Source organism: Candidatus Cloacimonadota bacterium, from assembly GCA_021734245.1.
In the GTDB taxonomy this organism is placed as follows: Bacteria; Cloacimonadota; Cloacimonadia; order Cloacimonadales; family TCS61; genus B137-G9.
In genome coordinates this window covers 22,636-47,538 of sequence record JAIPJH010000002.1, presented here as the reverse complement: position 1 = coordinate 47,538, position 24,903 = coordinate 22,636, and the positions used below count along the sequence as shown (strand labels likewise).

General features: G+C 39.4%; 20 protein-coding genes. 14 read left to right on the top strand and 6 right to left on the bottom strand.

What is annotated here, in order from left to right:
* Window positions 1-138: 138 nt before the first annotated feature.
* The 3 genes from glgP to K9N40_00750 are packed head-to-tail and all read left to right on the top strand — an operon-like array spanning window position 139 to window position 7,538.
* A complete protein-coding gene (glgP, locus tag K9N40_00760) occupies window positions 139-2,682 on the top strand; it encodes an alpha-glucan family phosphorylase (GenBank protein ID MCF7812991.1) in 2,544 nt (847 codons plus the stop codon).
* A 46-nt stretch (window positions 2,683-2,728) separates the two neighbouring features.
* Window positions 2,729-5,941, top strand: a complete 3,213-nt coding sequence (locus tag K9N40_00755) for a hypothetical protein (protein ID MCF7812990.1) — start codon at window positions 2,729-2,731, stop codon at window positions 5,939-5,941.
* Window positions 5,931-7,538, top strand: a complete 1,608-nt coding sequence (locus K9N40_00750; GenBank protein ID MCF7812989.1) for a glycogen/starch synthase — start codon at window positions 5,931-5,933, stop codon at window positions 7,536-7,538. The genes K9N40_00755 and K9N40_00750 overlap by 11 nt, the downstream gene beginning before the upstream one ends.
* A 580-nt stretch (window positions 7,539-8,118) precedes the next feature.
* Here K9N40_00750 and K9N40_00745 read toward each other — a convergent pair.
* Together K9N40_00745 and K9N40_00740 are read right to left on the bottom strand one after the other, a co-directional pair.
* A complete protein-coding gene (locus K9N40_00745) occupies window positions 8,119-8,859 on the bottom strand; it encodes a hypothetical protein (GenBank protein MCF7812988.1) in 741 nt (246 codons plus the stop codon).
* A gap of 274 nt (window positions 8,860-9,133) precedes the next feature.
* Window positions 9,134-9,817, bottom strand: coding sequence for a hypothetical protein (locus K9N40_00740; protein ID MCF7812987.1), 684 nt, complete (start codon window positions 9,815-9,817; stop codon window positions 9,134-9,136).
* Window positions 9,818-9,978: 161 nt separating this feature from the next.
* On the opposite strand from K9N40_00740, the gene malQ reads away from it, so the two are divergent.
* Window positions 9,979-11,451: a 4-alpha-glucanotransferase gene (gene malQ, locus K9N40_00735; GenBank protein ID MCF7812986.1), complete on the top strand. Its 1,473-nt coding sequence runs from the start codon at window positions 9,979-9,981 to the stop codon at window positions 11,449-11,451.
* Between the two features lie 171 nt (window positions 11,452-11,622).
* Here malQ and K9N40_00730 read toward each other — a convergent pair whose 3' ends face one another.
* Both K9N40_00730 and K9N40_00725 read right to left on the bottom strand, forming a co-directional pair.
* Window positions 11,623-12,537 carry a tetratricopeptide repeat protein gene (locus K9N40_00730; protein MCF7812985.1) on the bottom strand — a complete coding sequence of 305 codons (915 nt, stop codon included), beginning with the start codon at window positions 12,535-12,537 and terminating at the stop codon, window positions 11,623-11,625.
* 157 nt (window positions 12,538-12,694) lie between these two features.
* Window positions 12,695-13,669: a hypothetical protein gene (locus tag K9N40_00725; GenBank protein MCF7812984.1), complete on the bottom strand. Its 975-nt coding sequence runs from the start codon at window positions 13,667-13,669 to the stop codon at window positions 12,695-12,697.
* A gap of 95 nt (window positions 13,670-13,764) precedes the next feature.
* On the opposite strand from K9N40_00725, the gene K9N40_00720 reads away from it, so the two are divergent.
* The 8 genes from K9N40_00720 (at window position 13,765) to K9N40_00685 (ending at window position 20,532) form a co-directional block, all read left to right on the top strand.
* Window positions 13,765-14,454, top strand: a complete 690-nt coding sequence (locus K9N40_00720) for a TIGR04283 family arsenosugar biosynthesis glycosyltransferase (GenBank protein ID MCF7812983.1) — start codon at window positions 13,765-13,767, stop codon at window positions 14,452-14,454.
* A gap of 11 nt (window positions 14,455-14,465) precedes the next feature.
* Window positions 14,466-14,798, top strand: a complete 333-nt coding sequence (locus tag K9N40_00715; GenBank protein MCF7812982.1) for an arsenosugar biosynthesis-associated peroxidase-like protein — start codon at window positions 14,466-14,468, stop codon at window positions 14,796-14,798.
* 5 nt (window positions 14,799-14,803) lie between these two features.
* Window positions 14,804-15,769, top strand: coding sequence for an arsenosugar biosynthesis radical SAM protein ArsS (gene arsS / locus K9N40_00710; protein MCF7812981.1), 966 nt, complete (start codon window positions 14,804-14,806; stop codon window positions 15,767-15,769).
* Between the two features lie 87 nt (window positions 15,770-15,856).
* Window positions 15,857-16,540, top strand: a complete 684-nt coding sequence (locus K9N40_00705; GenBank protein ID MCF7812980.1) for a TIGR04282 family arsenosugar biosynthesis glycosyltransferase — start codon at window positions 15,857-15,859, stop codon at window positions 16,538-16,540.
* Window positions 16,470-17,213, top strand: a complete 744-nt coding sequence (locus K9N40_00700) for a DUF547 domain-containing protein (GenBank protein MCF7812979.1) — start codon at window positions 16,470-16,472, stop codon at window positions 17,211-17,213. Before K9N40_00705 ends, K9N40_00700 begins: the two co-directional genes overlap by 71 nt.
* Window positions 17,210-18,625 (top strand): FAD-dependent oxidoreductase, encoded by a 1,416-nt coding sequence (locus tag K9N40_00695; protein MCF7812978.1) that lies wholly within the window; start codon window positions 17,210-17,212, stop codon window positions 18,623-18,625. Before K9N40_00700 ends, K9N40_00695 begins: the two co-directional genes overlap by 4 nt.
* A gap of 129 nt (window positions 18,626-18,754) precedes the next feature.
* On the top strand, window positions 18,755-19,807 hold the full coding sequence (locus K9N40_00690; protein ID MCF7812977.1) for a hypothetical protein: 1,053 nt from the start codon (window positions 18,755-18,757) through the stop codon (window positions 19,805-19,807).
* 8 nt (window positions 19,808-19,815) lie between these two features.
* Window positions 19,816-20,532 carry a TVP38/TMEM64 family protein gene (locus K9N40_00685; protein ID MCF7812976.1) on the top strand — a complete coding sequence of 239 codons (717 nt, stop codon included), beginning with the start codon at window positions 19,816-19,818 and terminating at the stop codon, window positions 20,530-20,532.
* A gap of 12 nt (window positions 20,533-20,544) precedes the next feature.
* On the opposite strand, the gene K9N40_00680 is transcribed toward K9N40_00685, so the two are convergent.
* Window positions 20,545-21,873, bottom strand: a complete 1,329-nt coding sequence (locus tag K9N40_00680; protein ID MCF7812975.1) for an amidohydrolase — start codon at window positions 21,871-21,873, stop codon at window positions 20,545-20,547.
* Between the two features lie 198 nt (window positions 21,874-22,071).
* Between K9N40_00680 and K9N40_00675 the strand changes: the two genes are divergently transcribed.
* The gene (locus K9N40_00675; protein ID MCF7812974.1) at window positions 22,072-22,320 is read left to right on the top strand and encodes a glutaredoxin family protein; all 249 of its coding nucleotides are present in this window, start codon (window positions 22,072-22,074) and stop codon (window positions 22,318-22,320) included.
* 12 nt (window positions 22,321-22,332) lie between these two features.
* On the top strand, window positions 22,333-22,758 hold the full coding sequence (gene trxA, locus K9N40_00670; GenBank protein MCF7812973.1) for a thioredoxin: 426 nt from the start codon (window positions 22,333-22,335) through the stop codon (window positions 22,756-22,758).
* Window positions 22,759-23,016: 258 nt separating this feature from the next.
* On the opposite strand, the gene K9N40_00665 is transcribed toward trxA, so the two are convergent.
* Entirely contained in the window at window positions 23,017-24,873 is a 1,857-nt protein-coding gene (locus K9N40_00665; protein MCF7812972.1) for a carboxypeptidase regulatory-like domain-containing protein, read from the bottom strand.
* Between the last annotated feature and the right edge of the window lie 30 nt (window positions 24,874-24,903).

Sequence of the window (24,903 nt, the reverse complement as noted above, 5' to 3'; positions counted from 1 at the left end):
ATGACAGTAATTCCGTCAAACAAAACCTGCAGCCGAAAAAAATAAAAAAGTTTTAATGGTCATCATATTAAAATAGTCGACTAAGAGAGTTGACACATATTCGACTTATGTAAATTTACATATTATATGGAGGTAATTATGAAAGATAATATAAAATTCAAAAATTTTTATGTGAATCCGCAAGTTCCCAAAGACATGGAACCGCTATTAAAACTTGCTCGTAATCTCTGGTCAACCTGGGATCCAGATGCATTTCGCTTATTTAATCGAATCGATCCGGTACTGTTCAGAAAATTTGATCATAATCCGCTCAAAGTTCTTCAAGATGTTCCTAATGAAAAACTGGAAGAACTTTCACAGAATTCCGGATTTATGAACGAGATGAACTCGGTGTATGAAAAATTCGAAACATTCCAGCAATATGAAGGTTTCTTTCTGGATGAAAACGGAGAAAAAAAGAAGTTTGATCCCGAGTTTAAAATTGCCTATTTCTCGATGGAATTTGGAATTCATGAATCTTTACCGGTTTATTCCGGAGGTTTGGGAGTGTTGAGCGGAGATCATCTGAAAGCAGCTTCCGATCTGGGAATTCCATTAACAGCTTTTGGACTTTTGTATCGTTATGGCTATTTCAATCAACGCATCGATCTGGAAGGAAAACAGCAGGAAGTTTACACCGAAAATGAATGGTACAATAAACCGATTCAGAAACTGAAAGATAAAGATGGCAAGGATCTCTTACTTTCTATAAACTTACGTGATGAAAAAGTTTATTTAAAAGTTTACAATGCTTTTGTGGGAAAGGTTCCGCTTTACCTTCTGGATACCGATCTGGAACAGAATAAACCGCAATTTCGTGCCATAACCGATCACCTTTACGTGGCCGACAGAACCATGCGAATGCTGCAGGAAATAGTGTTGGCATTTGGTTCGCTGGAATTGATAAAAGCTTTGGAATTGCAGCCTAATGTGTATCATTTGAATGAAGGACATTCTGCTTTCCTGATTATAAAAAGATTACAGAATTTGATAACAGAAAACAAATTCAGCTTCGATGAAGCTATGAATCTTATAAAGGGTAGCACGGTATTTACCACTCATACTCCAGTTCCAGCTGGAAATGAGGAATTTGATTCTCAACTTGTAAAATTGTATCTGGAAAAAGAAGTTACATCGTGCGGAATAAGTTTTGAGCGTTTCAGCGAATATGCTAAAATGCCAGGGAACAACAATTTCAATCTTTCTGCTTTGGCTATAAGATTTTCCAAATTTGTAAATGGTGTTTCCAAAATACACAGTGAAGTAGCCCGTGAAATGTGGCATCCTATTTATCCAAACCTTTACGAAGATGAATTTCCATTTTCCGCCATCACGAATGGTGTTCATGTTCAAAGCTGGATCAGCAGGCAGATGGCTCGCTTGTTTGATCGTTATCTGGGAACGGATTATCAGCATCGGGCAGATGATGAAAACACCTGGAAAAATATTCATACGATTCCCAATGTGGAAATCTGGCATGCTCATCAAGAGCGCAAAGAACAATTGATCTCTTTTGTACGAAGACGTCTTCTGCATACTCTGGTTTATCGGGGAGCTTCGGCAATTCGAGTCGGTTCAGTTTTAAATCCCAATCATCTTCTGGTAGGATTTGCACGCAGATTTGCTTCTTACAAACGTGGTTCGCTGATTCTGCACAACAAGGAAAGATTGTTGAAGTTGCTTTCCAATGAAGAAAGGCCAATCCAGTTTATTTATGCTGGTAAAGCACATCCTGCAGATGAAAAAGGAAAAGCTGTCATCAAATCTCTGATCGATTTCGCGAAAGATATTGGAATGGAACACCGCTTCGTATTTCTGGAAAATTATGATATTAATATTGCTCGTCATCTGGTGCAAGGTGTAGATGTGTGGCTGAATAATCCGATCAAACCACATGAAGCCAGCGGAACTTCGGGCATGAAAGCTGGAATGAATGGAGCTTTGAACCTCAGTGTTCCAGATGGTTGGTGGCCGGAATGCTATAACGAAGGCAACGGCTGGTCGATAACCAGCGGAGACAACATTTTTGATCCCAGTGTGAGAGACACATTGGAAGCTAATGAAATTTATGATATCCTGGAAAATGAGATTACTAAAATTTACTATGATCAGGATAGAAATGGTCTTCCAAAAAATTGGATCAAAATGATGAAGAATTCTATTCAAGATGTGGGAAGTCAATTCAATATGCAACGAGTTCTGCGTGATTACTTGAACAAATCTTATTTACCGAGTTACCATAACAATTTGCAGCTTTCTGAAAATGAATTTGTAAATCTGAAAAAATTACAAAAAACTCAGGATATGATAAAGCAGTATTGGAATAAGATCAAATTCCAGAAAGTGGAGATGAATATTTATCCAGACGAGCATGTTGAGAGTGGTTTGGATCTTAATGTTAAAGTGGAATTATTTATCGATAGTGCTTCGGAAGACCTGATAAAAGTGGAAGCATTTTATATGGAAAACGAAACCGACTGGCAGGTAATTCCGTTGGATTTCACTGGTAAAGAAAAGGACATTGCTCATTATGAACTGAAAACAAATATCATTGGTGCCGGAAAGCAGAGTATCAATGTTAGAATTCGACCAAAACCATGTTTCTTCCAGCAATTTGAAGATTATATAAAGTGGTATTATTAAAGGATTGATTGGTAAGAAATTGAGAAATATTCCAGTAAAAAAATCAGTGTTACAGAAACTGCATCTAGAAGAATTTCTGCAGTCAGATGGTTCACTTGCTTTTAAAGACAGCAAGGCGTTATACAAAATAATCGAGAAATTAAGCAGCGAAAATATAAAAAATATTTCGGCCGGTGAATTAAACGGCTTGCAGCTGCTCATAAAGATCTACAGGCAGATTATTTCTGCTTACACAATCAAAAATGCTCCTTCAGCCTGGAAAGATATTTACGAGCATATCCTGCACAATTCTGATCAAAATGATTTTAATCAGTTCAAAGATCAAATACAGAAGAACTATGCAATCAATGAAGATGAAATTATCTTTGAATCTCTTATTATCTGGTTTTGCAACCAAAACGAAGCCTTCCAGAAATTTAGTATTTTCTTTGATGATAAAAAGTTAAAAAAGCAAAAAACGTATCATAAACTGATAGAATTTTCTAAAAAATATTTTTCCGAAAAACCCAAAATAGCACAGAACTACAGTTTGCTGGAATTAATTCTGATAGCCATGAAAAAAGGTTCTATTCAGCAGCAGCTGGAATTTATCCGAACTCATTTTGGTGAACTTCTGGGTGATCTGCTCTGGCAGCTTCTGGAAGGTTTGGACATTCTGAATGAAGAAACAACTTTCCGTGGTGGCGGACCCGGTCCAACTCAGATTTACGATTTTTCCGATGAAGAATATGAAAGATTTTCCGAAGATCAGGATTGGATGAGTAAGCTGGTTCTGCTGGCAAAATCTACTTATGTGTGGCTGGCGCAACTCAGCAGAAAATATGATCGGGAAATCAGCAGACTCGATCAGGTTCCACCAGAAGAATTGCAGGAAATTTCCGATAGAGGTTTTTCTGGAATCTGGCTGATTGGAATTTGGGAACGCAGCGATGCTTCCCGAAAGTTCAAGCAGCAGAAAGGAGATCAGGAAGCTATTGCCAGTGCTTATTCGCTCAAAAATTATCATGTGGCACACGAGCTGGGTGGCAATGGAGCAATGCATGAACTGCAGAAAAAAGCCTGGCATTTTGGAATGCGGATCGGCTGCGATATGGTTCCCAATCACATGGGGATCGATTCCGATTGGATCGTGCAGCATCCCGACTGGTTTCTACAGGAAAATGAACCCCCATTTCCTTCCTATAATTTCCATAGTCAAAATCTATCTGATCGAGGAGAAATCGAGATTTTTCTGGAAGATCATTATTTTGACGAAAGTGATGCAGCAGTTGTTTTCAAGCTTTATGACAAAAGAGATGGCAGATCGCGTTATATTTATCATGGAAACGACGGAACCAGCATTCCCTGGAACGATACAGCTCAATTGAATTATCTGCTGCCGGAAGTGCGGGAAGCTGTTATCAAAGAAATAATCTCGATTGCAAAAAGATTTCCGGTGATCCGCTTCGATGCTGCTATGACGCTGGCGAAAAAGCATATTCAGCGTTTGTGGTTTCCAGAACGGGGAAGTGGCGGAGCAATTCCCGGACGATCTCGACATGCGATGAGCAGAGAAGAATTTAATTATCATATTCCCAACGAATTCTGGCGGGAAGTAGTCGATCGCGTGGCACAAGAAGCTCCTGATACATTGCTTTTAGCTGAAGCTTTCTGGATGATGGAAGGTTATTTTGTGCGTACACTGGGAATGCATCGGGTATATAACAGCGCTTTTATGAATATGCTGAAAGCAGAAGAAAATCAAAAATATCGCGAATCGATAAAGAATGTGCTGGAGTTCAATCCACAAATCCTAAAACGATTTGTGAACTTCATGAGCAATCCCGATGAAGAAACTGCGATCTCACAATTTGGCACGGATGATAAATACTTCGGAGTTTGCATTTTGATGGCAACAATGCCGGGACTTCCCATGTTTGCCCACGGTCAGATCGAGGGATTTACTGAGCGTTACGGCATGGAATTTTCCAAACCAAAAATGTGGGAAAATCCTAATAGATATATGGTGGAAAGACATCAAAAAGAGATCTTCCCATTATTGAAAAAACGGGAATTGTTCAGCGATGTAGAAAAATTTGTTCTCTACGATTTTGTAAATACCGATGGCCATCTGAATGAAAATGTTTTTGCCTACAGCAACGAGTTTCAAGGTCAGCGATCTTTGGTAGTATACCATAATGTATTTCAGGAAACGTGGGGAAATGTTCATCATGCCAAAAAACCGGTCTTCGTGGAAGACAATATTGAATGGCAACAGGTCACACTGGCCGAATTATGGAATTTGCACAATGAAGATAACTGGATAACGATCTTTAAAGATGCCATAACCGGACTTTCTTACATACGAAGATCTAAAGATCTATACGATAGAGGAATGTTCCTGAAATTATCTGCCTTCAAATATCACGTTTTCTGGGAAGTGGTCGAGGTTTATGATACCGCGGGAATATATGCCAGACTTCACGATCATCTGCATCTGGAAGGAACGAAGAATATCAATCGGGAATTGAAGAGAATGGAATATGCTGATCTGCTGGACAGTTTTGCTAAACTAATTTCTAAAGAATTTTTGAAGCAGCTTATCCTTAAATGGAAGGCCAAAAAAATTAAAGATAATGCTTCCTGGCAGAAAGAGTTGAATTTCAGGATCAGCAAAAATATTTCTGAATTGGTTGGGAATTTTGAAGTAAAAAAATCAGATAAAATTTCAAAATCGATTTGTGAAAATATCCAAAATGTTGTGCTGCTGAATTCCGATGACCTTTCCGAAAAAGAAAAACTTTCAATTTTATTGGTTTCTATGTTAGAACCCCTGATCGAGATCTTCCAAAATAAGTTTGGTAAAAATTGGTATCATGATTCCCTAATTGATTCCGAGATCAATTCAATATCAGAAAAATTTATTCCCGAACTTGAAGAAGATTTTGCTTTCCAGATTGGTGTGATTTTAGATTCCATAACAAAGATCAGAGATGCAGAAGATCAATTGGAATGGCTAAAGATGATTCTACAGAAACCTCGAATAATCAAGTTCCTGGCAATTAATGAATTTGAAGAAAAAATTTGGTTCAATCTTGAGTCATTTGCAGAATATATCAAATTGATGGAAAGCTTGATTTTATTGTTTATCACAAAGAAAAGATCTCAAAATAAATGGTTGAAGTTTTTCAAAAAAATCAAACAAAATTTAATTAGTTCAGAATATCAGGTTGAAGTGCTTTTGGAAAGTCTCGGGGAGGAAAAACCGCATGAGAAATAGAAATGCCAATGCTGTAAATCAGGAGATCAGCCGGCAGTACGAAAACGTAGTAACGAAAAGCAGTAAACCCAAGATTTTGCTTTGCACCCCTGAGATCACAGAACTGCCTGAAGGTATGGGAAATGCTGCCAATCTGTTTGCTGCCAAAGGCGGTGGAATGGGCGATATCTCTGCCAGTTTGGTTCGTCACCTGAATGATAGCCAGGAGTTTGAACTGCATATCGTGCTGCCCAAATACGATCGCACCGTGAAGCAAATGGCGGATATTACCAGCCAGAAAATCGATAAGCTGGCAGTTGTATTGAGTGGACGTGGAATTCATCTGGTAAATGACAGCGCTTTTTCATACCTGAAAAATCCTTATGAAGAAAATCCTTTTCATTCACCGATCAAACGTTCTCTGGCTTTGCAGAGGCATGTAATAAATTTACTGCTGGATTATATTCAACCCGATGTGATCCATTGTAACGATTGGATGACAGGTCTAATTCCGGCAGCTGCCAAAGCAAAAGGAATTAAGACGCTGTTTACATTACACAATATTTTCACAGAAAAGCAAACGATGATGGAAATCGAAAGCAGCGGAATTCGCCCTGTAGATTTTGTGGAATGGTTGTATTTTGGAAATTATCCTGAAAATATAAAAGAAACCTGGCCGCAGCATTTCAAAACCAATTATATTGATTTTACCGCTACCGCGATTTTTGCTTCTGATTTTTTTAATACAGTAAGTGAAACATTCCTGCAGGAATTAAGAGAAAATATGTTCCCCGAAATCGTGTCAAAACCAATCTTTGAAATGATAAAAATGAAATGCGACAGCGGCAGAGCAGCTGGAATTTTAAATGCACCAAACGACACAGTGAACTCCAAAGTAATGCGGGATATCATCAACTTCAATAAATACAACATGATGGAGAAAAAGGCAGAAAATAAAAAACAATTCCAGGAAAAAATGAAATTACCCATCGATCCTGATATTCCTATTTTCTTCTGGCCGAACCGATTATATTTTCAGAAAGGTCCCGATCTTTTGATAGAAAATCTGGATTACTTTATGAAGAAATTCCGAATGCAAATCGCTGTGGTGGCAAATGGTGATAAAAAACTGGAAAAGATCCTGGATAAATACGATGCCAAATACAAGAACATTTCTTACATGAATTTTGATGAATCTCTCAGTAATCTGGGAAAAGCTGCTGCCGATTTCATTTTGATGCCGTCGCGCTACGAACCTTGCGGATTGCCGCAGATGGAAGCTCCCCGTTTTGGAACGCTGCCCATCGTGCGCTCCACGGGAGGTTTGAAAGATACAGTTGAACACCTGGATGTAGTGAATAATACAGGAAATGGCTTCAGTTTTCTGATTGCCGATAAAGAAGGTTTGGAATTTGGAATTCGGGAAGCTATGAATTTTTATGCTTTGCCAACCGAACTAAAAGAAAAGCAATTACAGCGCATTATGAGCGAATCGAAACGCAGATTCAATCTTAAAAATACAGCTGAGAATTACATGCAGATCTACCATAAATTGATTCGAGAAAAGCGGGATGGTAGAGTTCGATTCTTTCCGTCAGCTTCTTTCGAAAATTCTTGAAATTGCTGTCGGAAAGATTAATCATTAATCATTCCATATCCTTCGATACGATCCGGCAGCTGCCGGATCACTTTCATCCTTCGTAGTACTACGAAGAACGAACAGGATGACAGCTTTGGTTTCCGTCATTCTGCCAGCCAAGGCGTAGTCCCGAATTCTTTCGAGACGAAGACCGGAAGCATCTTGCAAAGGTTGTTCTCATGAAGAATCTCGAAACGGAGTTTCGTTAGAAATTGCGTTCCAAAACTGGAGTTTTGGAACGAGAAAACTTGTTGTGCATCGAGAAGTACTGTCATTCTGCCTGCCAAGCCAAAGCTGGGTGAAGGCTGGACGTCTCATGCACGTTGTTCTTACGGCTTCGTGCCCACTTCGCCGGCACAGGTTGGAAGAATCTCTTTTGCCGCTTATGAAGGAAGTCACCACATTAAAATTTAATAATAGTAGGATTATCACCCGATTTCAATGAAAAATTGCCATAATATCAGTTATTTTCATTTTATCTTCTGTTCTTGCATAAGATTCAGTAACACAAGGCCTTCCAAGCTAAAGAAAGCCTAGAAGGTTTATAGAATTTATGTTTCTAATAATCGTCAAGCATATCCCACCAAAGTTCCCAGTCGTCTGATCCGTAAACGTTCAGATAATCAATATCTAAAGTTTGATTTCTCCAGATAACATAACCGACGCCATCGGCAAAAATATCTTCATAGGTTATTTGATTCACATAAGTTCCGTTGATGTAGAAATTGATTTTATTTCCTTCTTTCACCAATTTCAGTGTATTTGTACTGCCGTAGGTATTTATTAGATAGCTTTCGGTCCAACCAACATATTCTGTCCATTCACCTTCTTTCATTTTACCAATTCGATAAAAGCCATTATCGGAGATATTGAATGTGTAGAAATTATCCGCATTATCAACTCCCCACATCACCCCATAACCACGATCATCCACTCCACCGGTTTGTTTCATCGAAGTCTCGATAGTAAAAGGATAATCACCATCCATGTAACTCCAGTTCCATACCAAATAACTACCTTCTGTTCTTTTGTGTTGGAAGGTCATCTTTCCATTTTGAATTTCGATTGAACGCTCATCGTCGTCACCCGTAGTCCAGCTGTTATCGTTGTTGTCGAACGAATCGACCAGAAGATTCATTAATTCTGACGATTCTTCTGTGGTTTCTTCTGTGGTTTCTTCTGTGTCGGTGGAAGTTTTATTAGCAGGTTTTGCAGCCCTTTGAGCAAAAAGTGAACATGCAACTAAAAGTATAAAAAAAATACAAAAATTTTTTTCATTTCTTCTCTCCTTGTATAGCAAGCAGCTTGCTTGCTGCTAACTTATTTATTTATCGACCTGCCAGGTCGATATACTTTTGGGCAATTCACGAATTGCCCCTACAAGTTCTCTTCTTCTTTGATGCAATTTACCAATTCTGTTCCACATTTTTCACATCTCCATCTTACAGCTTCGTGCCCACTACGCCGGTACAGGTTGGAAGAATCTCTTTTACCGCTTATAAAAGGAATCCATTATGTCTAATAATAGAAGGATTATCACCCGATTTCAATGAAATATCCGAGGAAGAATCTAGTTAATAATCCAACATTAAATCTTCCATCATCCATTCCCAGTCCCCGCTTCCCTTCACTGTGAGGTGATCAATTTCAATCGTTTGATCTCCCCAGATCACGAAACCAACTCCATCGGCGAAAATGGTCTCAAAATCTATCTGATCAACATAACTGCCGTTGATATAAAATTTGATTTTGTCTCCTTCCTTTTCCAGCTGCAGAGAATTTCTAATGCCATTTGTATTTATGCGGGAAGATTGCGTCCAATCTACATAAGCATGCCATTCTCCCTCTTTTTTTCGTCCAATCCGATAATAACCATTATCGGTGATATTGAAGGTGAAATAATTTTCTGCGTTATCAAGTCCCCAGAGTAAACCAAAACCGTAATTCTCTGCCCCGGCAGTATGATTCATGGTAGATTCGATCAAAAAAGGTTCATCCCCATTCAGACATGACCATTGCCAGATATAATAACTACCTTCTGTATTCTTATGGCGAAAAATCAATTTACCGTTTTCGATCTTCAGCAGGTAATCTTCATTATCTCCCAGAGGCCATTCTTCCGAGTTGTCTTCAAAAGTGTCATAAAGTAACTCCACCATTTCTACTTGTTGCTCTGTGACAGATTGCTCGGAAGAACTTTGCGAAAACAGCGGAAAAGCAAAAATAAGAATAAAACAGACGACCAATAAATTTTTCATCATTCGCTCCTTTTTTTTATTTTTTTCACTTTTTGAATATGATTTCAAATTAACACAAAATCCATCTTTATGAACTTGATTCATCAATCAAGATATTTTTTTTCTTGCCTTTTTGGGAAGGTCATTCTCAATGCTGTCAAAATTTTTTAGGAAGGTGAATTTTGAATTTTAAAGAGAGACAAAGTGGAGCTTTGTTACACGTTACTTCTCTTCCAAACATTCAGGGAATTGGCACTTTGGGAAAAGAAGCTTTTGAATTTGTAGATAAACTTTCCAGGGCAGATCAGAAGATCTGGCAGATCTGTCCGCTGGGTCCCACAGGTTACGGCGATTCACCTTATCAGACGTTTTCAGCTTTTGCTGGAAATCCGCTTTTATTGGATATGAACGATCTGGTTCAAAAAGAATTATTACAGTTATCTGACCTGGAAAGCCTGGAGAATTTATCACAGGAAAATGTAGATTATGGTCGCTTGTTCATCGAGAAAAATAAACTGCTGAAGAAAGCTTATTACAGTTTTCAAAAAGATGCAGATTATGATAAATTTTGCCAGCAGAATGAATTCTGGCTGCATGAATATGCACTTTTTATGGCAATAAAAGATCATTTTGGTGGTAAGTCCTGGATTGATTGGCCGCAAGATGTAAAACTGCGTTCATCTCTGGAAATGGAAAAGTTCAGTATCAATCTGGTAGATGAGATCGATTATTATAAATTTTTGCAGTTCATCTTCTGGCAGCAATGGAGCAGACTTCATGATTATGCCAGACAAAATGGCATTGAGATTTTTGGTGATATTCCCATTTTTGTAGCTTTGGATAGTGCTGATGCCTGGTCGAATCGGCATTTGTTTCTGTTTGATGAAAATGGCAATCCCACTTTTGTTGCCGGAGTTCCGCCGGATTATTTTTCTGTAACCGGACAATTGTGGGGAAATCCGCTTTATAACTGGCAAAAGATGCAGGAAAACGATTTTGCCTGGTGGAAACAGAGATTTGGTCATTCGCTCAAAATGTTCGATCTGATCCGAGTTGATCATTTCCGTGGATTTGCCGGATACTGGGCTGTTCCATTTGGCGAAGAAACTGCAATTAAAGGCAGCTGGCAGCCGGCTTTGGGAGAAGAGCTGTTTTCTGTCCTAAATTCTACTTACGGTTCCATGCCGATCGTAGCGGAAGATCTGGGCGTGATCACCGATGATGTGATAGCATTAAAAGAAAAGTTTGGTTTTCCCGGCATGAAGATTTTGCAGTTTGCTTTTGGTGGGGGAGATGATAATCCTTATTTACCGCAGAATTATGAAGAAAATTGCGCAGCTTATACTGGAACTCATGATAACGATACAACTTTGGGCTGGTTTCAGAAATTGAGTGAGGAACAAAAAAAACAAGTTTGTGATTATCTGAGTTGCAGGGAAAATGAAATATGCAAGGCAATGATAGAAGCGATCTGGCAGAGTAAGGCAAATATCGCCGTTGCACCGATGCAGGATTGGTTGGAACTGGGAAATGAAGCCAGAATGAACACTCCCGGTAAAGCTGCTGGCAACTGGCAGTGGCGAATTAAAGAAGAGCAGTTTGATGAGAAATTGATTGAAAGCATGAGAGAGCTGACAGTTGAGTTTGAAAGATAACTGAATATAATCTTTGGAACAAATTATTTTTTGTTATTTTACCCAGTGAAGCACTGGATTCTTGTAGTGTCGTACCCATAGCGCTCATTTGCTGATAAGCTGAAATCCTGAACTTTTAAAATAGACCCTCTTAAATTCTCCCTTACGAAGGGAGACTATTATTGAATACTGTTAAAAATCTTCGTTCAAAAAATCAGTTGCCAGATCGGCATATTTGTCTGCTGATTCTTGATCTCCAATTTTCCTGTAAATCTTTTCCAAAGTCATATAAGGAACGGCAAAAGTAGGGTTTGCATCAAGCGCTCTTTGGGAAAATTCGATAGCTTTTTCATATTCTTTCAAATCAAAATAAACATCACCAATCTCTGCCAGATATAAAGATCTTTCGGGATCGATCTTGTTTACCCGTAAAATATCTTTTAATGCCAATTCGTTTTTATTCATCTCGCGATAAACCATAAATCGATGATAATAACCCCAATCACTTTCGGGGGAAGAAACGATAGCTTTACTGGCATAAAACAGGGCAGAATTTGTATCTTTTTTATTCAGATAGAAACGTGAACAATCACACAAAGTGATAAAATCATCCGGTTCCATTTCCAATTTCAGAGAAAAATATCTCAGATAATCTTCGTCACTGAAATCATCATTGGGAACGAATTTCCACCCCGTTTCTGGAATGTAATTTTCGGCGGTTTTATCGGCTGATGAAATAGTAGAAATTTTTCCATCCAGTTCCAGGTAACTTTCCAGAAAATCAGCAAAACTGTCATACAAAATTCCCCAATCGCAAATAGGATCTTCATGAAAAGCATCGAAAACAGGTGATTCTCCACTTTGCAGCGGATTGACAATTACCAGCAGTTCGTTGTTGATCGCTCTGGCTATCGGAATTATCGGATAAACGCCCTGCCAGTCATTGAACAATTTCCAACTCCACAATTCTAATTCCTGATATTTTTGATACATTTCCTGTAAGCTGAAAATTGTGAGTGAATTCCATTTGGCAGTCTCAAGTCTTTCCTGTAAATTTGTCTGACCTTTGAAATAAGCAGGGCAGATGAATCCGCCATTGAATTTCAACAGGAATTTCTGGTAAGAATCAGGTAGTTCAATTCCGGTTATCAGTTCGATCTTGTCGATTTCTGCAGCCGAAGCTGGCGGAGCAAAAATATATTGATCTGGATTGGATTTTACCTTCTTTTCCAGATCTTTTAGAATCTTTTTAGTTTTATCTTCTTTATTCGTAATAAGTTATTTCCCTGATATATTTTATGTCTGGCTCATCGTTTTTGTATTCAATTTTTTCTGCCCAATTTCCCTGATCGTCATATTTATATTCATATCTGTAAGTTGTTATCGTGCCTTCCAGATCAAATTTCATCCACTTGTCATCGCCGTGTTCATTGTATTCGTAATCTTCGGAGCGAACTAAAACAGCGTTCTCATACAATTCTACCTGGCTTACCTTATCGATGTCGTTGTAAACGTAATCATATTTTTTGATTACTTCATCGATCTTATTTTCTGAAATCATTGTCACAGGTTTATCATTCTCGTTGTAAGTTAGTATGTTTGTTTCCTTCAAGTTATCATCTTCATCGTAAAGCCAGCTTTTTGTCAGATTTCCGTTTTCATCATATTCGATCTTTGTATGATTTCGCTGTTCATCTCCATCGAAGATCTTTTGCTCGACGGGTTTTCCATCGTTATTATTTACATATTTGTAAGTAGTAGTCACGTTCCCATCAGTATCGATTTCCTGCGATTTAATTTTGTAGCCCTTTTCATCGTATTCAAAAATATATTTTCCCAGAAGATCATCGTTTGCACCAAACTGTTTTTCTTCCAGCATATTGCCGTCTTCATCATAATCGTATTTATAACAATATTTTATTCCAGCACCGTCTGAATCTATTATTTTGGAATTGTTGCCAGATTCGTCATATTCGTAAACTGAGCTGCTGAAAATTGTACCATCTTCCATGAAATTTTTTTCTTCTATCAGATTTCCCTTAACATCGAAGATTTTGATAGTTTTTGCTGAAATTGTACTTTTCAATTCCCACACAAGCTCTTCAGAATCGGTATCTGCTTTAAACGTGGAGCTGGTAATTGCTTTAACTTTTCCCTCTAAATCTTCCTTTGCCAGATCTGTCTCGGAAATGAGCGCTAATGAAAGTATTAAAACGAGTATAAGTAATCTTATCTTCATTTTTCTAACCCCACCTATTTTGAATTTAATTCAAGAAAGTTATTGCCCATCTTTTGGCAATAATTATTTTTATAAACAAAGTGAAAGAGGGATTAATGATATCAATAATAATACCAGTTTACGATGAACCTCAAATCAATTCATCGCTAGCGAAACTCAGGAGTCAGGAATACAAACATCTTGAAATAATAGTAGTAGATGGGGATGAAAATGCAAAAACTTTGAATTTGATAGAAGACGATAACGTAATCAAAATTGCTTCCCGACCTGGCAGAGCTGTCCAAATGAATGCCGGAGCGAAAAAGGCAAAAGGAGACGTCCTGCTTTTTCTGCATGCCGATAGTTTGCTGCCCGAGAATGGACTGAAAATGATCGATCAGATAATCAAAAGCGGTTTCAAAGCAGGTGCTTTTGATATCTGGTTTGAAAGCAGGAATTGGCTGATCCGAGAAGTGATCTCTCGAACAGCATCGTTGCGCAGCCGCCTTTTCAGAATTCCCTACGGAGATCAAGGTCAGTTTTTCAGCAGGTTTTTTTTTCATGAATTGGGTGGCTATGCTGAAATTCCAATAATGGAAGACATTCAAATAATGAAGAGAGTAAGAAGTAAAAAAGAGAAAGTGTTCATTATTCCGCATAAAGTAAGAACATCGGCAAGACGTTGGGAAGAAGAAGGTATTTTTTTTGTGATGCTGAGAAATCCAATTTTGTCGGGATTATTTTTTTTGGGTGTGCCGGCAGAGAAATTGATTAGATTTTATCCAAGAGCAAAAGATAAAAGTTGAGGAGAGACGAAATGGATGTATATTACAAATCGGAAGATCTGAAGAAATTCGGCAATATTACCCGCGTGAACAAGAAATTGGGCGATAAGTATTTTGATTATTATAATAGCGTGATGGCGGCAGGAGCGCTCAGCGAAAGGGAAAAAGCTTTGATCGCCCTGGCAGTGGCTCATGCTCAGAAGTGTCCCTATTGCATCGAAGCCTATACCGATGCCTGTCTGGCCAAAGGTGCGGACGAAGAGCAGATGAATGAAGCTGTGCACGTGGCTTCTGCCATGCTTGCCGGCATAACTCTGGTTCACAGCACCCAGATGATGAATAAGATCGATGAGACGCTGATTTGAAATAGATGGAAACGAAAGAACAGCTGAAGCTGCTGCGGCAGAAGGCATCACCTTTTGAAGAAAAACTGGAGGAAGTTGGTTCATATCCGTTAAAAACGGTCAGCATCAAAACTTTTCAGGTCAATATCGGTAGAAAATGCAATCAAACCTGCCGGCATTGTCATGTGAATTCTTCTCCAAATGATGAACGTGAAATGGATCGTGAAACTGTGGATCTGTGTCTGGATGTGATCAGGAATACTGCCCAGATCGAAACGGTAGATATTACGGGCGGAGCTCCGGAAATGAATGAAAACTTCCCTTATTTTGTTACAGAAGCGCGGAAGGCCGGCAAACAGGTCATCGTTCGCAGCAATCTAACCATTCTGGAAGAACCCGGTTATGAATATCTCTATGAATTTCTGGCGGCGAATCAGGTGCAGATCGTGGCATCACTGCCGCATTTTAGAGCCAGCTCCACTGAAAGGCAGCGGGGCGATGGCGTTTTTCGGAAATCAATTCTGGCTTTGCAGAAATTGAATCAACGAGGCTATGGAAAAACGCTGAACTTGAATCTGGTCTATAATCCCACCGGACTTTTTTTAAGTTCAGATCAGGCACAGTTGGAAAGGGAATTCAAAGAAAATTTGCATAAAAATTACAACATTGTTTTCAACAATCTGTTCTGCTTAAATAATTTTCCGATCAACCGTTATCTGGAAACCCTGGTACGGGCAGATAAATTGCAGGATTACATGGATATGCTGGTTGATGCTCATAATTCCTGTACTATAGATAATTTGATGTGCCGTCATCAGATCTCGGTGAGTTACGACGGCTATATTTATGATTGTGATTTTAATCAAATGCTGGAGCTCAAAGCTTTTCCCATTGGTCACATCAGAGATTTCGATCTGGATAAGATTCTGGCCAGAATGATCGCTGTTGCCAATCACTGCTATGGCTGCACAGCCGGCAGCGGATCCAGCTGAGGGGGCGAAATCTCGGAATAGTTTATTCCGCTGAACGAAATGAAATGCAAACTTATTTTTTTTACCAAATACCCTCAAGCGGGTCAGGTGAAATCCAGATTAGCCCGAACGATAGGGGCAGAAAAAGCAGCAGAGATCTATAAAGTTTTATTACTGGATAACTGGCAGCGTGTTATCGAAAGTGGCTTGCCGGTGGGCATCGAATATTCGCCTGCCGCTTCTCTGAAAAATTTTCAGCAACTTCTGGGGCTGGAGCAGGAATTTAATCTGCAGTCTGGAAACGGCATGGGTGGGCGAATGGCAAATGCTTTTGCCGGCTGTTTTCGGCAGCCATTCGATGCCGCTGTACTTATCGGAGCCGATGTGCCCGAACTTTCCGCAGAGTTGATTCTGGAAGCTGCCGCTTCTCTGAAAAAACATGATGTTGTCCTGGGTCCTGCCGAAGATGGCGGATATTATCTGATCGGCTTTACCAGAAAGAGTTTTGATCCGCAATATTTTCAAAGAATCTCCTGGAGCACAGATCAGGTCTTCCAGCAAACCACAGAAAAAGTTTTGGATAACAAAAATAAACTATATATTATTAGCAAAAGATGTGATTTCGATAATTTTGATGATGTCAAAGAATTCCTGGGTAAAGTAAGCCGCAATGAACGAATTGCTCAAGAAATCAGGCGTATCTTAAATAGCGAGGTGATCGATGAAAACAGCACTGATAACAATATTGTTGCTAATAATTTTAAATCTGGCAGCGCAGACCGAAATTTATGATAAATGGGATAAGCTGAGTAATAAATATATTCAAGCAGAAACGAAAGAGGGCATCGCATTTCATAGTCTGGACTATCGAAAATTAGAAAACGATACTATATTTGCCGAAATCATTCTTTCACTGCAAAAGTTTGATATTTCCCATTTGTCAAATCACGAAAAGAAACTGGCATTCTGGATCAATATTTACAACATCGCAGCCGTCAAAGTTGTATTGGATAATAATATCCCAGCCAGCATTAAAGATGGCGGTAATCTGTTCAAACCGGTTTGGAAGAATGAGGCAATAGATGTTGGTGGCAGGATTTACTCACTGGGCGAGATCGAGCATGAAATACTGCGGCCGATGAACCAGCCGCTTATCCATTTCGGTATAGTTTGTGCATCTCTTTCCTGTCCCGATCTGATCAAACAAGCCTATCGACCTGAAACTGTGATCGGCCAACTGGAAGAAAATACCAAACGCTTTTTGCAGAACAAAACAAAAGGTATGAAAGTGAATCGAATCAAAAAAACGGCAGAAATCTCCAATATTTTCAAATGGTTCAAAGACGATTTTGAAAGCGTGCCGAAATTTATCGAGAAATATTCTGAGGTTGATATTAGTGCTTACAAAATCAAGTATCTGGATTATAACTGGAATCTGAACATTCCAAAGGAAGAAAGAAGATGAAATATGATTATCATGTAATTGTTCTGGGGGCAGGCAGCGCCGGTCTTACAGTTGCTTCCGGTGCAGCGGGATTGGGTGCCAAAGTAGCTCTGATCGAAAATCATAAAATGGGTGGCGACTGCCTGAACTACGGCTGCGTTCCCAGCAAAACTTTTTTAAGGACTGCCCATCTGGCAAAGGATATTACAAATTCAGATGAATTTGCCCTGGCTGCGGATTTACAAAAAGTTGATCTGAAAAAAGTGATGCAGCGGGTAAAATCGGTGATCGCCGAGATCGAACCCCATGATTCCAAAGAGAGATTTGAAGGATTGGGAGTAGATGTATTTCTGGTTGAAGCAACTCTTATCGACCCGCACACTGTGCAGCTTGGAGACAAGCAAATAAGCGGCAAGAAAATTGTTATTGCCACTGGTTCCACGGCTCGCATTCCGCCCATTCCCGGTTTGGGAAAAGTAGATTTCCTTACCAATAAAACGATCTTCGATCTAAGTGAGCTGCCAGATCATCTGGTGATAATCGGTGGCGGACCGATCGGTTTGGAATTGGGGCAAGGGTTTCGGCATTTAGGAGCAAAAGTTACCATCATCGATCATAACGATCATCTCTTCCCCAAAGATGATCCGGAAGTTTGGCAAGTGATGAAAGAGGTTTTTGATCGCGATGGAGTGGAGCTGTGTTTGCAGTGCAAAGTTAAAGCGGTTTCACAGCAGGATAAGCTGAAAACTGTATTGGTGGAAAGTGCCGGAAAAGAAATTAAAATTTCCGGTGACGCACTTCTGGTTTCTGCCGGACGCCTTCCCAATACAACCGGTTTGAACTTGGATAAACTCGGGGTAAAAACAGATAAGCGCGGTTACATCATCAGCGATAATAAAATGAAAACATCGATAAAAAATATCTTTGCTGCCGGCGATGTGACAGGTCCCTTCCAGTTTACCCACATGGCGGGATATCAGGCTGGAAAGGTCGTGCCTAATGCCATTCTGGGTTTTGGTTGTAAAGCCAGCTACAAGATGGTTCCCTGGACGACTTATACCAAGCCGGAAGTAGCTCATATCGGTTACACGCAGCCCTGGGCAGAAAAACTGGGTATCTATCGAGATGCTCTGATCTTCCGATTAGCGGAAATTGATCGAGCCAAAGCTGATAACGACCGAGACGGATTTTTGAAGCTGATCCTCGGTAAAAAAGGCAAAATCATCGGGGCTACACTGGTTGGTGAAAAAGCAGGTGAGATGATCCCGATAGCCAGTTTAGCAATTGCCAGAGGTATGAAAGCTTCTGCCTTTGCTTCGGTTATTTTTTCCTATCCCACCCAGGCAGAGATCTTCCAGCGACTCAGTTTTGAATATATGAAACGCTCATTCAAAGACTGGATGAAAAAATTGATCGAAAAACTTTTTTTGTAAGGAGAGAAGATGCCAAAAATTGTATGTTCAATATGCCAGGAAGTACATGATGAAATAGAGAATGGCAAGTGTCCGGTACATCCAGAACACAAAGATTCCTTTTATGATTTTAAAAACAGCGATGAATTTTTGCAGAAAGAGGTGAAACGCGTCGCACTGGAACAGACTGAATTGGGATTGCAAGAATTGGTGGATGGCCTGCAGGCGGTCATCATTAATACCGAACCGCAAAATCTAGAACCGGCAGCTCAGGAATTTCTGGATTATACCGGCTATAAATTTGATTCTGCATTTGAGGATGAAAATTTTGTGAATTGCCTGCTGATGCAAAAAGGTTCTGCCGATATTCTATTGCGCAGCAGAAAAAATGCGGAAAATCCATTTCGGGAATTCAATCTTAATCCCAAATCGCAACATCTGCCCAATACCAGATTAGAGAGCTTTGTATTTAAAGCAAAAGATGTCGCCCGATATTTTGAAATTCAAACAAAACGGAGCACAAAATTCCTGCAGAAAAAGCCGCTGGAAACAGAAAATTTCAAATTCATCCAATCTGTTCCTTCGCAATATACCGGCATTTCCATCGGTGTCATCGAATGGAAAAAAGGATCAGGAAAATATCAGACTGCCGACTCCAAACCACTTAATTGGAATTTATCAAAACCAGCCCGTCAATATCTCGGCAGGATCGGTTTATTGGATCATACAGCTACTCGCGTGCGAGCCGAAGATCGTGATGCTGCTATCATCGAATTTATGGAACTCACCAATTATCATTTCGATTTCGCCATCTATGTGAAAAGCTTCAATTCTATCACCAACGTTGCCCGGCTTTCCAGCCAGGATTTTGCCATGGTTTTCACTTCCGGAATTGTTCCTTTCAAAAATCTGGAAGAATCCGGTCCCACCGAAAAATTCATCTATAATTATGGTACGAGAACGCATCACATGGCATTCGTAACTGATGAAATAGAAACTGTTTATGAAAAACTGAAAGAAGACAAAATGGAATTTCTGGTTGAATTGATCGGTTCGCCTGCCGCAGGTTTGAAACAAACTTTTACAGAAGCTTCGCCAACTACTTTGCTGGTGAATGAATACATTCATCGTTACGGAGATTTCACCGGCTTCTTCACCAAAGACAACGTGACGCTACTGACAAAATCAACTGAGAAACAATAGGATCAGTTATGAAATCATACCAGAAAAAACTGCTTATCCTGCTGGTGATAATCCTGATCATTGCGGCAATCAGATTTACCGGCATTCACAAATATCTTACCTTCGAAAATCTGCAGGAACAGAAAAGTATTTTGCAGGAATATGTTGATGCCAACTATCTTTTAGCCGTTATTCTATTCATTTTGATCTATGCAGTCTCGGTGGCTTTTTCCATTCCGGGTGCTACCATTCTCACTCTTACAGGCGGTTTGGTTTTCGGCACCATTTTGGGAGCTTTGTATGTGAATGTGGGAGCAACTTCCGGTGCTATCGGAGTTTTTCTGTTTGCACGCTATCTGCTGGGAACAAAGCTGCAGGAAAAATATGCTGATAAACTGGCGAAATTCAATAAAGAACTAAAGATCAATGGCTATAGCTATCTGCTTTCTTTGCGGTTCATTCCGCTTTTTCCCTTCTGGATGATCAACCTCTTTGCCGGGCTAACCAAAATTCCATTGCGTACTTATGCCTGGACCACGGCTTTTGGCATTTTACCGGGTTCGCTGGTTTATACTTATACCGGAAATCAATTGAATACGATCAATTCACTGAAAGATATTTTCTCATGGAACATTCTACTGGCTTTTATTCTGCTGGGACTGCTGGCACTTCTGCCTTCGATCTTGAATCATCTTAAAAGAAGAAAAAACAAGACTTCAGGAACAGATACCACAAAAACTATCTGATACACTGACAGATCACTTTGCCACAAATTCTGTAATTTTTTGCTGGTGATAGCGGGCTTTTGCAAGCAATTCGGCTTCTTCCACAAATTGCAGTTGGCGATCTTTCATCACGATATTGCCATTAATCACCACGTCTTTAATATGTTCGGAAGAAAGCGAATAGACAAGATGCGAAAAAGGATCGTAGATGGGAAGAGCTTCCAGACTGTTAATATCGATTGTGATCAGATCGGCAAGTCTGCCTTCCTGCAATGAGCCGATCGAGTTCTGCTTCTGCAGAGCTTTTGCACCGCCCAGCGTGGCTATTTCGATCATCTGCCGGGCTGGCAGAATGGTCGGATCATTATTGAGCGCTTTCTGCAATTTTGCCGTTAAACTGATCTCCTGCAGCATACTCAGATTGTTGTTGCTGGCTACGCCATCTGTTCCCAGGCTCAGGTTGATGCCTTCTTTCAGATAATAGGCAAAGGAATCGAAACCGGAAGCCAGCTTCAGATTACTACTGGTATTGATGGCAATAGAGACATTTTTTTCCGCCAGAATATCATGTTCCTCTCTACTCAGCCAGATGGCATGAGCAGCAACGACAGGTTGCTCGAAAATTCCCAGCTGATTCAAATATTCTGTGGGGCGCACGCTGTGTTCTTTCAGGCAATCTTCAACTTCCTGTCTGGTTTCCGAAAGATGCAGATGCAGAAGAATTCCCAGTTTTGCCGCCAGCTCTTTTGCTTTGATCAGATTGGTTTTTCCACAAGTGTAAATTGCATGAGGAGCCACAGCAAAATCTATCAGACCATGATCTTTATATTTGGCATGCATTTCCGAAATATAGGCAAAAATCTCATCTGCATTTTGATATTTTACCGCCGGATAATCCAGAACTCCTTCACCCAAAACTGCTCGAATGCCTACTTTTTGAGCAGCTTGTGCCGCTTCATCACCAAAAAAATACATGTCGTTAAAACAGGTTATACCGTGACGGATCATTTCGGCGCATCCATGTAGAACTGCATCATACACGAATTCAGCAGTCAGAAAATGTTTTTCTGCCGGCCAGATGAAATTGGTAAGCCAATCCATTAATGGCAGATCGTCCGCCAAGCCCTTGAAATAGCTCATGGCTGCATGAGTATGGGTGTTCACAAATCCCGGCATCACGATCTTTCCGGTGGCATCCAGCAGATTTTTCCAATTGTATTTTCTTTCTAAAGTCGCGTTTTCCCCAATTTCCATGATCTTGTTATCTTGGATGGCAACACTGCCGATTCGGGGTTTTTGATTATAAGTTAACAGCAATCCGTTTTGGATCAGCAGATCAATTTCAATTAATTTCTTTTTCATGATCGAGAAATCAATATAATAGCAGGGAAAGTCAATCATAATTTTTATGAAATTGAATATTTATAATGAAATATCATTTTCAATCCCAAACTGATATTCCGAAAATATTTAAAAGCAAAATTCCTTACTTTCAGCAAACTATTTGACATTGTGTAATATTGAATTATATTAAAGATAAAAGATGAAAAAATAAAGGAGATGAAGAAAATGAAAAAAGTTATTGTTTTCAGCACGCCAACCTGCAGCTGGTGCAGAAAATTGAAAAGCTACCTGAAAGAAAACAAGATCAAATTTAAAGATATCGATGTTTCCAGAGATCAGAAAGCAGCTCAGGATATGATGCGTAAAACCGGTCAGCAGGGTGTTCCGCAGATGTGGATCAACAATGTTCCGGTGGTGGGATTTGATCAGAAGAAAATCGATAAATTATTAGAAATCAGACAGTAGGAGTTCTTTACAATGAAAAAAATATTTTTACCAATACTATTACTTTCTGCAGTCATCTTTCTCACTGCAGGCGATTCCCGGGAAATTGAACATTTGAATCTTGAATCTTTTAAAACAAAAATTTTTGATTATGAAAATTCGGCAGAATGGAATTATGAAGGCGAACTGCCGGCAATTATCGATTTTTATGCCGACTGGTGCGGACCTTGTAAACAGGTTGCACCGATCATGGTGGAACTTTCCGAAGAATATGAAAATAAGCTGATAATTTATAAAGTAGATACAGATGAGCAGCAGCAGTTGGCTGGAATGTTTGGAATTCGCAGCATTCCCTCGATTTTATTCATTCCCACAGAAGGCCAGCCCAGAATGTTTTCCGGTGCCTATCCAAAAGCAGAGATGGTTAAGATCATCAATGAAGTTTTGGGTGTGGAATAAGATAAATAAAAAATAAAGAAAATTCTTAAATTTGACTATCACCGTGGCAGAGCCAAGGTGTATTTCGCTAAATTTATTTCAGCAAGCTGAAAATCGAATTTTCATTATTTATCCCTCTCCGGCAACTGCCGGATCTCCCCTCAAACAGGGAAGAAAATTTGGAAACCCCGATGTAGAGCAGCGAGGAATTCTTTCGATTAAAAAACCTGCCAGTTTTTTCCAAACCTGGCAGGTTTTTTTTATCAGAGGTTACTGAGATTATTTAAGAAGAAGTAATTTCCCAGTTTCCTGATAATTTCCAGATCTGATTCTAACAAGATAAACTCCAGTGGAAACGGGTCTTTGATTATCATCATCACCATTCCAGACTATTTTGTGATTTGATGATTGGCTGACTGGAAGATTTGCAAAGGATTTCACTTTCTGTCCTTTCAGATTGTAGATTTCGATCGTCGCAAACGCGGATGTTTGCGTTGTATCAAAGCTGATCGTTGTGGAAGGATTGAAGGGATTGGGAAAAATTCTTAAATTACTTTGCTGTTGCGGTAATTCTTCTCCAGCTTCTGTATTGGGATCTGTTAAAGTGAAATTCCAGGTTAAATTACCGTTTACAGGCAATTGAGCTTCATCGGAACTATAGAATACTTTTGTTGCGAATGCAGTGTAATTCAAGTTGTTCAAAGAAGGAAGATTATATTCGCCATTGCCATCAGTATAAGCATAATCCTGCACATTTCCAAAGGGATCAATAAAAGCTACAGTGGCATTGGCAACAGGTTCACCCGTTTCATCCAACACAAAGCCGTTGCAACCCAGATAACCTGTTTCCTGAGCAATATGCATATCGATATCTATATCGTTAACATTTGATACAACTTCCAGCAAAACAGCATCTTCATAATTGATGGCATCTTCAAAAAAAGTAGGAATCGAGATAGGAGAAAAACCATAAATGTAATATTCTCCACCGGGAAGGTCTGGAATTACATAACCACCATTTATAGCATCAGCAGAAACAGTTTTTTCCCATTCTTCATCACTGGAAACTGCAACAGCAAGCATGGGAACACCTTGTCCTGCAGATCCATCGATACTTAGAGTACCACTGACAGAATAATCCCCCCCCATATCTTCGTTCAAATCAAAATCGATATTGTCAACATTCTGATTTAATTGAATCCAGGTTGCATCCAATGGTGTAGCAGCATCATCATAAAATTCCACACTGTTTGTCTGGATATCTTTTGCCATTACAAGATATTCATTTTCAGTTACAAATAACTCATAATATCCATTTTGATCTGAAAAACTGATTGGTATTCCCATTCCACCCATGCCATTTCCTTGCGGATTTGATCCACTCAGAGAAAAGGCATAAATCTCTGCTCCAAAAATTGGATTGCCAGATGGTTCATCATAAACATAACCGGAAATTGTGTATATGTTGTTAGATTCAAGTGTGATATTTATTTCTTCAATCGTTCCATTTTCCAGAGTTATTATCTCAGCTTGTGGCCAGGCGGGTGTTCCATTATAAAAATAGGGAAGATAGTTTGGATGAATTGCAGTCAAAAGATAATTTCCATCTGGAATATTTTCCAAATTATAAATTCCATTCTCGTCAGAATTGGTTGAAAAAGTTGCTAGCCAAGGAGCGCTATATTGTTCTGGAAATAAATCGATCAGAACATTTTCTATCGGCTGATTGGAAATATCGGCTACTAAACCTGTAACTGAGTTATCTCCACCAGGGAAGTTAGCCTGAAAATCAAAATTTATATTTTCCTGATCGGGATTCATATTGGAGATGTGGATGGAAGTTGCATTTGTGGGTATGAAAACATTATCATAAAAGAGGAATTGACAATAAGGAGCCTGAATCATTGCGCTTACAAAATACATTCCAGGAGAATCTATATCAAACTGATAATATCCATCTTCATTACTGATGGTCATATCAACTGGAAAGAAATTCATTCCAGGTTGTTGTGAATGTAATTCTATGATCGCATCTTCCACCGGTGAATCCAGAAGGTTTGTATATCCACTTATCGAGTATGCATTAAGAACTAAATAGCTAAAAACTAAAAACAAAATCAAGATGATCTTTTTCATCTTATCCTCCCATAACAAAATAAGTTAGCA

Excerpts from the sequence above, each read along its gene's own strand:
- K9N40_00680 (MCF7812975.1), bottom strand. The coding sequence starts at position 21,873 with ATGAAAAAGAAATTAATTGAAATTGATCTGCTGATCCAAAACGGATTG.
- arsS (MCF7812981.1), top strand. The coding sequence starts at position 14,804 with ATGGAAACGAAAGAACAGCTGAAGCTGCTGCGGCAGAAGGCATCACCT.
- glgP (MCF7812991.1), top strand. The coding sequence starts at position 139 with ATGAAAGATAATATAAAATTCAAAAATTTTTATGTGAATCCGCAAGTT.
- K9N40_00725 (MCF7812984.1), bottom strand. The coding sequence starts at position 13,669 with ATGAAGATAAGATTACTTATACTCGTTTTAATACTTTCATTAGCGCTC.
- K9N40_00720 (MCF7812983.1), top strand. The coding sequence starts at position 13,765 with ATGATATCAATAATAATACCAGTTTACGATGAACCTCAAATCAATTCA.
- K9N40_00700 (MCF7812979.1), top strand. The coding sequence starts at position 16,470 with ATGAAAACAGCACTGATAACAATATTGTTGCTAATAATTTTAAATCTG.
- K9N40_00665 (MCF7812972.1), bottom strand. The coding sequence starts at position 24,873 with ATGAAAAAGATCATCTTGATTTTGTTTTTAGTTTTTAGCTATTTAGTT.
- K9N40_00695 (MCF7812978.1), top strand. The coding sequence starts at position 17,210 with ATGAAATATGATTATCATGTAATTGTTCTGGGGGCAGGCAGCGCCGGT.
- K9N40_00740 (MCF7812987.1), bottom strand. The coding sequence starts at position 9,817 with ATGAAAAATTTATTGGTCGTCTGTTTTATTCTTATTTTTGCTTTTCCG.
- trxA (MCF7812973.1), top strand. The coding sequence starts at position 22,333 with ATGAAAAAAATATTTTTACCAATACTATTACTTTCTGCAGTCATCTTT.
- K9N40_00750 (MCF7812989.1), top strand. The coding sequence starts at position 5,931 with ATGAGAAATAGAAATGCCAATGCTGTAAATCAGGAGATCAGCCGGCAG.
- K9N40_00685 (MCF7812976.1), top strand. The coding sequence starts at position 19,816 with ATGAAATCATACCAGAAAAAACTGCTTATCCTGCTGGTGATAATCCTG.
- K9N40_00675 (MCF7812974.1), top strand. The coding sequence starts at position 22,072 with ATGAAGAAAATGAAAAAAGTTATTGTTTTCAGCACGCCAACCTGCAGC.
- K9N40_00715 (MCF7812982.1), top strand. The coding sequence starts at position 14,466 with ATGGATGTATATTACAAATCGGAAGATCTGAAGAAATTCGGCAATATT.